The sequence below is a fragment of the Bradyrhizobium sp. SZCCHNR3119 genome (assembly GCF_032487775.1).
GTDB lineage: Bacteria > Pseudomonadota > Alphaproteobacteria > Rhizobiales > Xanthobacteraceae > Bradyrhizobium.
Map to the genome: position 1 here is coordinate 5,835,119 of NZ_JAUEUV010000001.1, position 13,568 is coordinate 5,848,686.

Here is a 13,568-nt window from a genome sequence, read left to right on the forward strand (position 1 = left end):
GTCCGGTGATCGGGCACAGGCTGGCCCTTTCGTCGCTGTCACGGACTTGCTGACTGGCCCGATGACCCCGCCCTTGTGTTCTTACGCCCCACGCTGACGATGGCCCTGCAGGAACTGGCCGTTGCCGTCCACGACATCGCCGCCACATCGCTGCCGAGCCCGGCCCTGGTGCTGGCCGCAGCGCTGTCGATCTTTGCCGCGGCGCTGGTGCGCGGCTTCACCGGCTTCGGCTTCGCGCTGACCGCGGTGCCGCTGCTGGGCCTGTTCATGCCGCCGACGCAATCGGTGCCGGTCGCCGTCTGCCTGCAGCTTCTCATCGGGCTCAGCGATTTTCCGCGCGCATCGCGTGTCTGCGACTGGCCCTCCTTGCGCTGGCTGATCCTCGGCGGCCTGATCGGCTCGCCGATCGGCGCGCTGGTGCTGAGCCTGGTATCCGCATCGGCGGCGCGCATTCTCATCGCGCTGATCACCGTCGGCGCTGTCGTGCTGCTCAATACGGGATTTCGGCTGGCCGCGGCGCCCGCGGGCTGGATCACGGCGCTGGTCGGTCTCGCCGCCGGTCTGTTCAACGGCCTTGCGGGCATGCCCGGACCGCCGGTGATCGTCTACTACAACGCGGGGGCATTCGGCCGGGTTGCCGCGCGCGCCTCGATGATGGTGTTCTTCCTTGTTTCGTCGATCGTTGCGACCGCCAGCCTCGCATGGTTTGGACTATTGGACCTGCATATCGCGGTTCTCACCGCGCTCGGCATTCCCGTGATGCTGGTCGGCACCCGGCTCGGCGATCTCGGCTTTCATCGCGGCAGCGACACGCTGCACCGCCGGGTGTCGATGGCTAGCCTCGCAGTGGTGGCACTCGGCAGCGCCCTCAAGGGGCTGAGCGACCTGCTGTAGCCGCCGATGCGCTTCTTGAAGACATGTGCTGCGCGAAAACGTCGCCCAGCTTGGCGATTCCGGCGGCGATGCGATCGGTGCGAATCGACGAGAAGCCGAGACGGAAGCAATGCCGCGTGGCGTCCGCGTTCACCGAGAACACATCGCCGGGTTCGATGACGACGCCTTCGGCGCGCGCCGCATGCGAAAGTCTCGTCGCATCGGCGCCTTCAGGGCAGGCGATCCAGTAGCTGGTGCTGCCGGGGCCGCGCGACCAGGTGCAGTCCGGCAGGGCCTGCGGCAGCAGCTCGTCAAGCAGGGCGGCGCGTTCGAGCAGCACGCGGCCGACCTGCTGCAGATGCGACCGGTAGTGTCCGAGGCCGATGAACAATGCCGCGACGCGCTGGTTGTTCAGCGGCGGATGGCGCAGCATCAGCCGGCGCAGCGCGCGCAGCTCGCGGATGACGGGCGCCGGCGCCACGACATAGCCGAGCCGCAGGCCGGGCGCCAAGGCCTTCGACAGGCTGCCGACATAGAGCACGCTCTGGTCGCGGTCCAGGCTCATCAGCGGCGGCAGGCTGCTGCCCTCCGGAATCAGCTCGCTTTCATAGTCGTCCTCGATCAGGACGATGTCGCGCTCGCGAGCGACCTTGAGGATCTCCTCGCGGCGCGCCCGCGACATCGCGGCCGTCGTCGGGCATTGGTGGCTCGCGGTCACATAAGCCAGCGCGCAGCGCGCGAAAGCTTCGTCTGGCACAAGACCCTGACCGTCGAGCCGCAGCGGCACGACCTGCGACGTCATCATGCCAAAGATGTTTCGTGCATCCGGATAGCCGGGATCCTCCATGCCGATCGGCGTATCGGGCTGCAGGAAAAGCTTCGCAATCAGATAGAGGGCATGCTGCGCCCCGATCGTGAGCATGATCTCGTCGGCGCGGGCGCGGATGCCGCGGCGCGGCAGCACCTGCCGCTGCAATTGTTCGATCAGCGCCGGATCGTCGCCGTCGATCATGTCGCGCGCCCAATTGTTGATCTCGGGGACGCTGAGCGCCGCGCGCGCGCTTTCACGCCAGTCATTGGTGGGAAACAGGCTCGGATCGAACTGACCGAAGATGAAGGGGTAGGGATAGGTCTGCCAATCGAGCGGCTTGACGATGTTGCGAAGCGCCGACGGCTGCAGCGCGAACCGCTCGGTCCAGCGCCGGCTGTAGACTTCCGTCGCCGGCTGCTTCGCTTCGCCGATCTGCTTGGGCAAGCCGGCCACGAAGTAGCCGCTGCGTTCGCGCGACACCAGGAAGTTCTGATCGACGAGCTGCTCGTAGGCAATGACGATGGTGTTGCGCGAGACCTTGAGCAGCGCGGCGAGGTCGCGGCTGGATGGCATGCGGACGCCGAGCGGCAGACGACCGTCCTCGATCGCGGTCACGATCATCTGCCGAATCTGAAGCTGGAGGAAGGTGCCGCCGCGATCCAGCCCGTCGAACAGCGAGCCCCAGAACAGAACGTCGTGGAGCGGAACCGTCGGTCCAGCAGCTTCGGATCGCCGCAGGGGAGCGAATTTTGCCATCGAGATACTTGGTCCTGAGAGCTGGTAGATGCACGAAACTAAAGCAAAAACTGCGCCATAGCGGAATGCTTACGGCCGTGTTTCGCATGGGCTGGCTCCATTTGTGCATGGCATCTGGCGCTGGCCTGGACCCATTCGAGACCGCAGGCTTCCCAAAACGGCTCTTGGGAAGTTGTGGGAGTTCACGGTGAGCTCAGATACGGTCGTCTACTCGGCCCGCAGAATCGTGACGATGAATCCGTCGCGGCCCTTCGCGACGCATGTTGCCGTGCGGGAGGGGCGGATCGTTGCGGTCGGCAGCGAAGCGGAGATCGCGCAATTCGCGCCGGACGGCCGGATCGACGCGCGCTTTAGCGACAAGGTGCTGCTGCCCGGCTTCGTCGAAGGCCATAGCCACATCATGGAAGGCATCATGTGGTCGCTGCCCTATGTCGGAGCCTTCGAACGGCGCTCGCCGGAGGGCAGGGCCGTCGCCGGCGTTCCCGACATCGACGGCATCGTCGCGCGGCTCCGCGAGGCCGAAGCCGGGATGGCCGATCCGAACGCGACGCTGTTCGCCTGGGGCTTCGATCCGCTGCACATCGGCGGCCAAAAGCTGACGCGCGAAGCACTGGACCGGGTGTCGACCACGCGGCCGATCATGGTGATCCACGCCAGCTTCCACATCAGCGTGGTCAACACCCTAGTGCTGGAGCGCACCCAGCTCCTGCGCGCCACCGACATCTCCGGCGTCGTCGCCGGAGCCGACGGACTGGCCTCCGGCGAACTGCAAGGCATCGCGGCACGGCTGCGGGCGTTCCGCCTGGTGGGCAATCCGTTGTCCGAGCTGCTGACGTTGGCCGACGTGCAGCGCTATGCGTCGTCGGCCTGCGTGCAGGGCGTGACCACGATCACCGACCTGCACAATGATCTCACCGAAAATACGCTGGACCTCTACCGCTCGGCGACGCAGAGCGCGGATTTCGGCGTACGCCTCGTGCCCGCGCTGGCCTCGGCCACGCACGGACCGGAGCAGGCGATCGAAAAGATCGCGGCGCTGCGCCAGGCCGGCAACGACAAGCTGCATTACGGCATCGTCAAGCTGGTCGTCGACGGCTCGATCCAGGGCTTCACCGCGCGACTGCGCTGGCCCGGCTATCACAATGGCGCGCCGAACGGTCTCTGGTACATCGCACCGGAGGAGCTGCCGCGCCTGGTCGATCTCTACCACAAGGCCGGCATCCAGCTTCACATTCACACCAATGGCGACGAGGCCACCGAGCTTGCGCTCGACGCGGTGGAGAAGGCGCAGACCGCGCATCCGCGCCCCGATCATCGCCATACGCTGCAGCATTGCCAGATGGCCGATGCGACGCAATTCCGCCGCATGAAGGCGCTCGGCATGTGCGTCAACCTGTTTGCCAATCACGTCTTCTACTGGGGCGATTCCCACTACGAGCTGACGATGGGGCCGGAGCGCGCCGGGCGTCTCGACGCCACGGGCACCGCGCAGCGGATCGGCGTTCCATTCTCGATTCACTCCGATGCGCCGGTGACCCCGTTGTCGCCGCTGTTCACCGCCTGGTGCGCGGTCAACCGCGTATCGTCGTCGGGGCGCAAGCTCGGCGCCGAGACCGAGGCGCTGAGCGTGGAGCAGGCGCTGGGCGCCATCACGATCGGTGCGGCCTATACGCTCAAGCTCGATCATCTCGTCGGCAGCATCCAGACCGGCAAATATGCCGACTTCGCGGTGCTCGAGCAGGATCCGCTCTCAGTGGCGCCCGAGGCGCTGAAGGACGTTCCGGTCTGGGGAACGGTCGTCGGCGGCGTCGTCAAGGAGGCGCCGCGCGCATGACGGCGTCCGCGCCCATTCCGTTCACCGTGATCGGCGGCTTCCTCGGCGCCGGCAAGACGACGCTGCTCAATCGACTGTTGTCCGGCAGCACCGAGCGCTGTGCGGTGCTGGTGAACGATTTCGGCGAGATCAATGTCGACGCCGCTCTGATCCGGAGCCATGACGGCACGACGATGTCGCTGACCAATGGCTGCGTCTGCTGCAGCATCGGGGCGGGATTCCTCGACACGCTGGCGCGGCTGCTCGACGATGTCGGTCGCTTCGACCGCGTCGTGATCGAAGCCAGCGGTGTCGGTGATCCCTGGCGCATCGCGGAGATCGCGCTGGTCGAACCGTCGCTGCGGCTCGACGGCGTCGTCGTGCTGGCCGATGCGGCCCGCATCGCGGCGCAGAGCGAAGATCGGCATATCGGCGACACCATCCGCAATCAGTTCGCCAAATGCGACGTCGTATTGCTCAGCAAGTGCGATCTGGTGACCGAGATCCAGCGCGAGGCGGCGTGCGCGGTGATCCGTGCCATCCGGCCTGACGTGTCGATCGAGCCGCTGTCGGCCGCCACCCCGGCGGAGACGGTCGTGTTCGGCCGTGGGCGGACCGCACGCTTCCGCGCCGAGCCAGTCGCGGAGACGATAGATCACGAGAGCGACTTCCGCCGCTGGACCTATCGGCGCGACGGCCGTTTCGATCGTGACAGGCTGGCCATCGCGGTACGCGCCTTGCCGCAACAATTGCTGCGCCTGAAGGGCACCTGCATGATCGACGGGGACGCGCGGGCGCAAGTGTTCCAGCTGGTGTCGCGCGACTGGTCGCTGACGCCCGCGGAACAGGACACGACGGCGGCCGCGGAGAGAATCGCGCTTGCGGGGGTCGGCACCGTCGATCTTATATCGGATCACGAGCTCGACGCGATCCTCGACCGCGCATTGACCGCCGCGTGACGACATCGATGACATTCGACCACCAAGCCACTTTCTCATCATCCACCCGGTCGTGAACCAGGAAAGCGGGATAGTCATGTTGATCAGACGACATTTTGTGCTGGGAGCTCTCGGTCTCGTTGCGGCCGCGGCCGCGTCGCCGTCCGCCCAGGCGGAATCGCCCGGCGGCAATACGCTTGTGGTCGCCACCACGCAGGTGCCGCGCCATTTCAACGGCGCCGTTCAATCGGGCATGGCCACGGCGATGCCGACGGCCCAGATCTTCGCGAGCCCGCTGCGCTATGACGACAAGTGGAATCCGCAGCCCTATTTGGCTCAGTCGTGGGAGGTCGCGGCTGACGGTCTTTCCGTCACGCTGCACCTCGTCAAGGACGCGGTGTTTCACGACGGCCACCCCGTGACATCGGAGGACGTCGCCTTCTCGATCATGGCGATCAAGGCCAATCACCCATTCCAGACGATGCTGGCGGCGGTCGACAAGGTCGAGACGCCGGATCCATCGACCGCGATCATCCGACTGAAGAATCCGAGCCCGTCTTTGCTGCTGGCAATGTCGCCGGCGCTGATGCCGATCCTGCCCAAGCACATCTATGGCGACGGCCAGGACCTGAAGACGCACCCTGCAAACCTGAAGCCGATCGGGTCCGGCCCGTTCAAGCTGACCGAGTACAAGCAGGGCGAATATTATACGCTGGAGAAGTTCGACAAGTTCTTCATCCCCGGCCGGCCCAAGCTCGACAAGATCGTGGTGCGGCTGGTGTCGGACCAGAATGCGGCCGTGGTCTCGATGGAGCGCGGTGATTTCAACGCGCTTCCCTTCATCGCCGGAGCGCGTGACATCGACCGTCTGCAGAAGGCGTCCAACCTGGTCGTGACCGACAAGGGCATGGCCGGCGTCGGCCCGATCAACTGGCTCGCTTTCAACACCAAGAAGAAGCCGCTCGACGACGTCCGTGTGCGCCAGGCGATCGCCTACGCCGCGAACCGCGATTTCATCGTCTCCAAGCTGATGGGCGGCAAGGCGACGCCCGCGCTCGGTCCGATCGCACCGGATTCGCCGCTCGCCGAGGCCGGCGTCGAACCCTACAAGGTCGACTATGCGAAGTCGGCGGCGCTGCTGGATGCGGCGGGCTACGCCAAGGGCGCCGACGGCTCGCGCTTCTCGCTGACCATCGACTACATCCCGGGCGGGGATGAGCAGCAGCGCAACGTCGCGGAGTACATGCGCTCGCAGCTCAAGCGCGTCGGCATCAATCTCGAGGTACGCGCCGCGCCGGATTTCCCGACCTGGGCGCAGCGCGTCTCCAATTTCGATTTCGACCTGACCATGGATACCGTCTACAACTGGGGCGACCCGGTGATCGGCGTCAACCGGACCTACCTGACGTCGAACATCCGCAAGGGCATCATCTGGTCGAACACGCAGCAATACTCCAACCTCAAGGTCGACGAGCTGCTGCAGGCGGCGGCGGTCGAGACCTCGCCCGAGAAGCGCAAGGCCCTGTACTCGGAGTTCCAGAAGATCGTCGTCTCCGACGTTCCGATCTATTTCATCAACGTCACCCCGTACTACAATGCCTTCGCCAAGGGGCTCGGCAACCTTCCGACCTCGATCTGGGGCATGATGTCGCCGCTCGACGAGCTGTACTGGGAAACGCCGCCGAAGACCTGACGCTGGCCCGACCGGACATTCGCCTCACGAGAGCTGCAAGGAGAGCCGCTGCACCATGGCATTCGCCACCCATCTGGCCAGGCAGGTCATCAACGCGGCAGCCCTGCTGATCGCCGTGCTGGTGCTGAACTTCTGCCTGATCCACCTTGCTCCCGGCGATCCCGTCCAGGTGATCGCCGGCGAGATGGGCGGCGCATCCGCTGACGTCGTTGCGGAGCTGCGCGCCAAATATGGCCTCGACCAGAGCCTGATGCAGCAGCTCTCGATCTATCTCGGCAACGTCGCCGTCGGCGATTTTGGCTATTCGTACTATTTCAACCAGCCGGTGCTTGGACTGATCCTGCAGCGGCTGCCGGCGACGCTCTATCTGGCGCTGTGCGCGCTGGTCGGCGCGCTCGCCATCGGCACCTTGCTCGGGGTCGTCAGCGCGCGCAAGCCGAATGGCCTGTTCAGCCATGCGGTCACGGTGGTTTCGCTGGCGGGCTATGCGGCGCCGGTGTTCTGGACCGGCCTGCTGCTGCTGCTGTTGTTCGGCTCGGTCTGGCCGATCCTTCCCGTGGTCGGCATGGCCGACGTGGTGAATCCCAGGCATGGCCTTGCCTATGCGCTCGACGTCGCCCGCCATCTGGTGTTGCCGTCGCTGACGCTGGCACTGGTGTTCATCGCGCAATACAGTCGTCTGGCGCGCGTCAACATGATCGACGCGCTCTCGGCGGACTACGTCCGCACCGCTCGCGCCAAGGGCCTGCCGGAATGGCTCGTGGTCGGCAAGCACGCGCTGCGCAACACGCTGATCCCGATCGTGACCGTCGCCGGTCATCAGTTCGGCAATTTGCTCGCCGGAGCCGTGCTGGTCGAGACCGTATTCAGTTGGCCCGGCATGGGCCGGCTCGTGTTCGATTCCATCCTGCGCCGCGACTATCCGACCCTGATGGCCGTCCTGTTTTTCTCAGCCTTGATCGTGATGACTGCAAACATCCTGACCGATGTGATCTACCGCCTCGTCGACCCGCGCATCCGGACGGGGCGGCGATGACGACGATGGAGGCTTCCTCGCCGATTCCTGCGCCGCAGATCGACCTTCCCGCGCGGGCCGCCGTGTCGCCCGCGCGCGTGGCATTGCGGCAATTCATGAAGAGCCCGTCCGGTGTTGCCGGGGCCTGCATGCTGGTCCTGATCATCCTGGTCGCCGCGATCGGACCGTTGCTCTATCCGGTCGACCCGCTGGATCTCGTCGGCGCACCGCTCATGCCGCCCGATGCCGACGCCTGGTTCGGCACCGACTATCTCGGCCGCGACGTGCTGGCTGGATTGATCCATGGCGGGCGCGCGACGCTCGCGGTCGGCGCCGTGGCGGCACTGATCACGATCGCGATCGGGCTCGTCGTCGGCGCCATCGGCGGCTTCTTCGGCGGGGCGATCGATGCGGGGCTGGTCAAGATCACCGAGTTCTTCCAGGTCCTGCCGCCGCTGCTGTTCGCGATGGTGCTGGTCACGCTGTTCGGGCCGAAGCTGACCACCATCACGCTCGCGATCGGCGGGGTGAGCTGGACCTCGGTGGCGCGGCTGACGCGGGCGGAGTTCATGCGGCTGCGCGATCTCGATTTCGTCAAGGCATCGCGTGCGGCGGGCGCGTCCAGCGCCAACTTGATCCTGTGGGTGCTGCTGCCGAATGCGCTGCCCGCCGTGATCGTGTCGGCGACGCTGGCGATCGGTGTCGCCATCCTGTTCGAGGGCGGACTGAGCTTCCTCGGGCTCGGCGATCCCAACGTCATGAGCTGGGGGCTGATGCTGGGCCAGAATCGCAACTACATTCTCGATGCATGGTGGGCGGTGATGTTTCCGGGTGCTGCGATCTTCCTCGCGGTGCTCGCTACCAGCCTGGTCGGCGACGGTCTCAACGATGCGATCAACCCGCGTCTGCGACGGAGGTCGTGATGGGTGCGCTACTCGAAGTCGACAAGCTCAATGTGAGCATGCGCAACGGCTCCGGCCGCCTCGTGCCCGTCATCGAGAACCTGTCGTTCACGGTTGCGCCGGCGCAGACCCTGGCGCTGGTCGGCGAGTCCGGCTGCGGCAAGAGCATGACGGCGCTGGCCCTGATGCGACTGCTGCCGGAGGATTTCGTCATCACATCGGGCCGTATCGTGCTGGAGGGCAGGGACGTGCTGACCTTGCCGCCGCAGGAGATGCGGTCGTTGCGTGGCAGCGCCATGTCGATGATCTTCCAGGAGCCGATGACCGCGCTCAATCCGCTGTTCACGGTGGGCGACCAGATCGGCGAGGTGCTGCGCTGGCACCGCGGGCTCGATCGGGCCGCCGCGCGGTCGCATGCCGTCGAACTGCTCCGTGCGGTGCAGATCCCGGCCGCCGAGCAGAGGATCGACGCCTATCCGCATCAGCTCTCGGGCGGCATGCGCCAGCGCGTGATGATCGCGATGGCGCTGGCCGGACGGCCCAAGCTGCTGATCGCCGACGAGCCGACCACCGCGCTCGATGTGACGGTGCAGGCACAGATCTTCGACCTGCTGGCCGAACTGCAGCGCAGCACCGGGACGGCGATCCTGCTGATCACCCATGATCTCGGCGCGGTCGCCGAACTCGCCCACCAGATTCTCGTGCTCTACGCCGGACGCTGCATCGAGGCCGGCGCATCCGGTGAGATCGTGAAGGCGCCACGACATCCCTATACGCGCGGTCTGCTCGGCTGCGTGCCGCATCTGGAACTCGGGCAGGCGCCGCAGCCCTGGGTCGATCTCGGCGAGATTCCCGGCATGGTGCCGCCGCTCGGTGCGCGCGGCACCGATTGCGCCTTTCTGGCAAGATGTGCGCAGGCCCGCGACGTCTGCCGTACGAAGCCGCAGCCTGCGCTGGAGCCGATTGCAACGGGCCACGCCGTGTCCTGCTGGCGCAAGACGGAGATCGCCGCATGAGCGTGGCGGAGGCAATCGACGCGATGGCGGCGCGCGAGGTGCTGCTCGACGTCAACGATCTCGTCGTGCATTTTCCGGCCGGCCGCCGCGATGGCAAGCCGTCTTTCGTGCATGCGGTCGACGGCGTCAGCTTCCGCGTTCGCCGCGGCACCACCTTCGGCATCGTCGGCGAGAGCGGCTCCGGCAAGTCGACCACGGCGCAGGCGGTGATGCGGCTGGTGCCGGCGACGTCCGGCCAGATCGTGTTCGGCAACCGCGACATCGCGGGCCTCACCGGGCGGCCGTTGCGCGAGGTCCGGCGGCATCTGCAGATCGTATTCCAGGACCCGTTCTCGGCGCTCAACCCGCGCCGCCGCGCCGGCGACCAGATCCGCGAGCCGCTCGATCTGCTCGGAATTGGAACGCGTAGCGAGCGGGACGAGCGGGTGCGCAGGCTGCTCTCGGAGGTCGGTCTGCCGCCGCAGGCCGCCGATCTGTTTCCGCATCAGTTCTCGGGCGGCCAGCGGCAGCGGCTGTGCATCGCGCGGGCGATGGCGCCCGAGCCGGATCTGATCGTCTGCGACGAGGCGGTGTCCGCGCTCGACGTGGCGATCCAGGCGCAAATCCTGAACCTGTTGAAGCGGCTGCAGCGCGAGCGTGATCTCACCTACATCTTCATCTCGCACGATCTTGGCGTGATCCAGAAATTCTGCGACGAGGTCGCGGTGATGTATCTCGGCAAGATCGTCGAGCAGGCGCCGGCCGCCGAGATCTTCGCCGCGCCGCGCCATCCTTATACCTGGTCGCTGATTGCGGCCGCCGCGCCGCCCGGACCCATGCGCGACGAGCTGAAGCGCCGCCATCTCGTCAAGGGCGATCCGCCGAGTCCGGTCGACCCGCCGCCCGGCTGCCGTTTCGCGCAGCGCTGTCCGGCCGTGATCGATACATGCACGCAGCGTCTTCCGGTGTTGGATACGATCGGACCGCACCACTACGTCGCCTGTCATCGTGTCGCCGAGCTGCCTTGATCGGCTCTCCTTGCGGCGCGTTCCAGAATCGTCGCGACGTCGAGCGCGCAAAGTATCTCTGTGGAATCAGGACGAAAGAAAACCGTCGGGCTCGAAATCCGCGTCCCGAGGCGGTATCTCGGCAAAAGCCTTCAGGATCGATGTCTTAATTGCGCGCAAGATCATCGAATGGGGGTGACGGATACCGGCGGCGATATCGCAGTTTCGGCGATGGCTTTCGCTATCTGGTTCTAGTCGATGGTGGCACTGGCGTTCTTTCAGACGCTGCGTTGGGGATCTGGTCGCCTATTGCGGCTTCTACGAAATCGGCGAAGGCCCGTGCCTTGGCACTTGCCAGCCGTCCAGTCGGGAAGACCGCCCACAGATCGACGGGCGGAAGCTCCCAGTCCTTCAGCACGCGAACGACGGCGCCGCTTTCCAGCTCGGGTGCAAACATCCAGTCGGAGTTGACCGTCAGCCCCATGTCGGCGAGCACCGCGGCGCGGATCCCTTCGGCGGCACTGACCCGGACGCGGCCACGGATTGCGACCGATGCTTCGGTGCCATCCTTTCGGAACATCCAGTTGTTTTCGAGCTGGCTGTAGACGATCGCCTCATGCGTCGCGAGCTCGGCTGGCACAGCCGGAATCCCGGCCTGCTCGAGATAGGCGGGCGTTGCGATGACGGATCGGCGCCCACGCGCAAGCCGCCTTGCCACCGCCGAGGAATCCGACAGTTGGCCCATCCGCAATGACACATCGACTCCTTCGGAAACGAGGTCGATGACGCGGTCGTCGAGAACGATGTCGATCTCCAGATCGGGATGCCGGGCGAGGAATTCTGGCAGCCGCGGCACGACCAGAAGCCTGGCGAAGGTCGTCGCGGCCGAGACGCGAAGCTGACCGGTCAGGCCAGCTCCCGCGCCCCGCGCCTCCAACTCCGCCTCGTCGGCTTCGCGGATCGCCGTCTTGGCGCGCTCGTAGAAGCGGAGCCCTGCATCCGTCGGCGTCAGGCCATGGGTCGAACGCACCAGCAACCGCACCTGAAGCCGGTCCTCAAGCTGCGCGATTGTTTTCGAAATCGCCGGTTGCCCGACCCCGATCTGCCGGGCCGCTCCAGAGAAGGAGCCGGTCTCCACGACGCGCACGAAGGCGGCCATCGCCTGCAGTCTGTCCATATCGCTCATTCTCCATAGGAATAAGCAATATCGCTTCAAGGCTTCTGCCGCAATATAAGAGGAATGGTCACAACTCTCTCCAACGACAGTCCGATGGAGACAGAGATGATCGAAGTTCACGCCTTCGCCACGCCCAACAGCGTCAAGGTCCCGATTGCGCTGGAAGAGATGGGGCTGGCCTACGCGCTGAAACCGGTCAACCTCCGCAAGGGCGAGCAGAAGGAATCGGCCTTCATTGCTCTGAACCCCAACGGCAAGGTGCCGGTGCTCGTCGATGACGTGGACGGCGAGCGGTTCGTCCTGACGGAAAGCGCCGCCATCCTCGTTTATCTGGCAGAGAGGACCGGCAAATTCTTGCCGGAGAGCGCCACCGCCCGTGCTCGGGTCTTCGAGCAGCTCTTCTTTCATGCGTCGGCTTTGAGCCCCGCCTTCGGCAATGCCGGCTTCTTCAAGCGCTCTTCACCGGAGCCGCAGCCGATCGCCGAGGCCCGCTTCACCAGCGAGGCGGAACGCATTCTCGGTCTTCTCGAGGCGAAGCTGGCCGATCAGGCCTTCGCCGCCGGTGACGATTTTTCGATCGCCGACATCGCCCACTTCGGCTGGCTGTGGCGTCGCCAGTTTGCCGGCCTGACGCTGGCCGAAAGGCCGAACCTTTCCCGCTGGTACGACGACGTCGCGGCACGCGCGGCCGTCCAGCGAGCCATCGCCCGCGTCGAAGCCCTCGTGCCCGCCGCCTGATCCTTCCCGAACATCCATCCAATTCCAGACAGCAGGAGAATCATCATGTCCAATTTCAACACCTACAAGGATTCCTTCGCCAACGCCCGCCTGACCCGCTCGGAAAGCGGTGTCCTGGAGGTCGCGCTGCACACCGACGGTGGCAAGCTGATCTTCAATGGCCACACCCATGAGCAGTTCGTCGAGCTCTTCCACCAGATCGGCTCAGATCCGGACAACCGCGTCGTCATCCTGACCGGCTCCGGCGATGCCTTCATGGATGCGATCAGCCCCGAGGGTTTCGATTTCTTCTCGCCGCGCGGCTACGACAAGATCTATCGCGAGGGCAAGAAAGTCCTCATGAACATTCTCGACATCGAGGTGCCACTGATTGCCGCCTTGAACGGCCCCGTTCTCCTGCATTCGGAATATGCGCTGCTCGCCGATATCGTGCTGGCGACGCCTGAGACCGTCTTTCAGGACAAGCCACATTTCGACTTCGGCATCGTGCCCGGCGACGGCGTCAACCTGCTGTGGCCGGAAGTCATCGGCAGCGTTCGCGGCCGCTATTTCATTCTCACCCGGCAGATCCTCGACGCCCAGACCGCCAAGGAATGGGGTGCGGTGAACGAAGTGGTGCCGGCCGACAGGCTGCTTGCCCGCGCACACGAGATCGCTGAGAGCCTTGCCGCTCTGCCGCCACTGACGAGCCGGTACACCCGCATCGCGCTGACCCAGAAGTTGCGCCGCATCGTCGATGAAGGCGCCGGCTACGGGCTCGCGCTGGAAGGTATCAGCGCCGCCGAAGTTGCCCGCTCGATGGCGGCCAATGGCTGATCACCACCGCATCCTCACCGAGAAATTCAAACCC

General features: G+C 65.6%; 12 protein-coding genes. 10 read left to right on the forward strand and 2 right to left on the reverse strand.

Going from position 1 to position 13,568, the window contains the following annotated elements; translation table 11 throughout:
- Positions 1 to 75: 75 nt before the first annotated feature.
- Entirely contained in the window at positions 76 to 894 is an 819-nt protein-coding gene (locus tag QX034_RS26890) for a sulfite exporter TauE/SafE family protein (RefSeq protein ID WP_315705376.1), read from the forward strand.
- Here QX034_RS26890 and QX034_RS26895 read toward each other — a convergent pair.
- Positions 869 to 2,440 (reverse strand): PLP-dependent aminotransferase family protein, encoded by a 1,572-nt coding sequence (locus QX034_RS26895; RefSeq protein WP_315705377.1) that lies wholly within the window; start codon positions 2,438 to 2,440, stop codon positions 869 to 871. The genes QX034_RS26890 and QX034_RS26895 overlap by 26 nt on opposite strands.
- 187 nt (positions 2,441 to 2,627) lie before the next feature.
- Between QX034_RS26895 and QX034_RS26900 the strand changes: the two genes are divergently transcribed.
- From QX034_RS26900 to QX034_RS26930, 7 genes are all read left to right on the forward strand, one after another.
- Positions 2,628 to 4,274: an amidohydrolase gene (locus QX034_RS26900; RefSeq protein ID WP_315705378.1), complete on the forward strand. Its 1,647-nt coding sequence runs from the start codon at positions 2,628 to 2,630 to the stop codon at positions 4,272 to 4,274.
- A complete protein-coding gene (locus tag QX034_RS26905; protein ID WP_315728660.1) occupies positions 4,271 to 5,212 on the forward strand; it encodes a GTP-binding protein in 942 nt (313 codons plus the stop codon). Before QX034_RS26900 ends, QX034_RS26905 begins: the two co-directional genes overlap by 4 nt.
- 76 nt (positions 5,213 to 5,288) lie before the next feature.
- Positions 5,289 to 6,884, forward strand: coding sequence for an ABC transporter substrate-binding protein (locus QX034_RS26910; protein WP_315705380.1), 1,596 nt, complete (start codon positions 5,289 to 5,291; stop codon positions 6,882 to 6,884).
- Between the two features lie 55 nt (positions 6,885 to 6,939).
- On the forward strand, positions 6,940 to 7,920 hold the full coding sequence (locus QX034_RS26915; protein WP_315705381.1) for an ABC transporter permease: 981 nt from the start codon (positions 6,940 to 6,942) through the stop codon (positions 7,918 to 7,920).
- Complete coding sequence (locus QX034_RS26920; protein WP_315705382.1) at positions 7,917 to 8,822, forward strand: ABC transporter permease; 906 nt, start codon at positions 7,917 to 7,919, stop codon at positions 8,820 to 8,822. The genes QX034_RS26915 and QX034_RS26920 overlap by 4 nt, the downstream gene beginning before the upstream one ends.
- Positions 8,822 to 9,817 (forward strand): ABC transporter ATP-binding protein, encoded by a 996-nt coding sequence (locus QX034_RS26925; protein WP_315705383.1) that lies wholly within the window; start codon positions 8,822 to 8,824, stop codon positions 9,815 to 9,817. The genes QX034_RS26920 and QX034_RS26925 overlap by 1 nt, the downstream gene beginning before the upstream one ends.
- Complete coding sequence (locus tag QX034_RS26930; protein WP_315705384.1) at positions 9,814 to 10,824, forward strand: ABC transporter ATP-binding protein; 1,011 nt, start codon at positions 9,814 to 9,816, stop codon at positions 10,822 to 10,824. The genes QX034_RS26925 and QX034_RS26930 overlap by 4 nt, the downstream gene beginning before the upstream one ends.
- A 220-nt stretch (positions 10,825 to 11,044) precedes the next feature.
- Here the strand turns inward: QX034_RS26930 and QX034_RS26935 are convergent, their stop codons facing one another.
- Positions 11,045 to 11,980, reverse strand: coding sequence for a LysR family transcriptional regulator (locus tag QX034_RS26935; protein ID WP_315705385.1), 936 nt, complete (start codon positions 11,978 to 11,980; stop codon positions 11,045 to 11,047).
- Positions 11,981 to 12,085: 105 nt separating this feature from the next.
- On the opposite strand from QX034_RS26935, the gene QX034_RS26940 reads away from it, so the two are divergent.
- On the forward strand, positions 12,086 to 12,718 hold the full coding sequence (locus tag QX034_RS26940) for a glutathione S-transferase family protein (protein WP_315705386.1): 633 nt from the start codon (positions 12,086 to 12,088) through the stop codon (positions 12,716 to 12,718).
- Positions 12,719 to 12,763: 45 nt separating this feature from the next.
- Complete coding sequence (locus QX034_RS26945; RefSeq protein WP_315705387.1) at positions 12,764 to 13,534, forward strand: enoyl-CoA hydratase/isomerase family protein; 771 nt, start codon at positions 12,764 to 12,766, stop codon at positions 13,532 to 13,534.
- Positions 13,535 to 13,568 lie beyond the last annotated feature (34 nt).

Excerpts from the sequence above, each read along its gene's own strand:
- QX034_RS26895 (WP_315705377.1), bottom strand. The coding sequence starts at position 2,440 with ATGGCAAAATTCGCTCCCCTGCGGCGATCCGAAGCTGCTGGACCGACG.
- QX034_RS26905 (WP_315728660.1), top strand. The coding sequence starts at position 4,271 with ATGACGGCGTCCGCGCCCATTCCGTTCACCGTGATCGGCGGCTTCCTC.
- QX034_RS26910 (WP_315705380.1), top strand. The coding sequence starts at position 5,289 with ATGTTGATCAGACGACATTTTGTGCTGGGAGCTCTCGGTCTCGTTGCG.
- QX034_RS26915 (WP_315705381.1), top strand. The coding sequence starts at position 6,940 with ATGGCATTCGCCACCCATCTGGCCAGGCAGGTCATCAACGCGGCAGCC.
- QX034_RS26920 (WP_315705382.1), top strand. The coding sequence starts at position 7,917 with ATGACGACGATGGAGGCTTCCTCGCCGATTCCTGCGCCGCAGATCGAC.
- QX034_RS26925 (WP_315705383.1), top strand. The coding sequence starts at position 8,822 with ATGGGTGCGCTACTCGAAGTCGACAAGCTCAATGTGAGCATGCGCAAC.
- QX034_RS26930 (WP_315705384.1), top strand. The coding sequence starts at position 9,814 with ATGAGCGTGGCGGAGGCAATCGACGCGATGGCGGCGCGCGAGGTGCTG.
- QX034_RS26935 (WP_315705385.1), bottom strand. The coding sequence starts at position 11,980 with ATGGACAGACTGCAGGCGATGGCCGCCTTCGTGCGCGTCGTGGAGACC.
- QX034_RS26940 (WP_315705386.1), top strand. The coding sequence starts at position 12,086 with ATGATCGAAGTTCACGCCTTCGCCACGCCCAACAGCGTCAAGGTCCCG.
- QX034_RS26945 (WP_315705387.1), top strand. The coding sequence starts at position 12,764 with ATGTCCAATTTCAACACCTACAAGGATTCCTTCGCCAACGCCCGCCTG.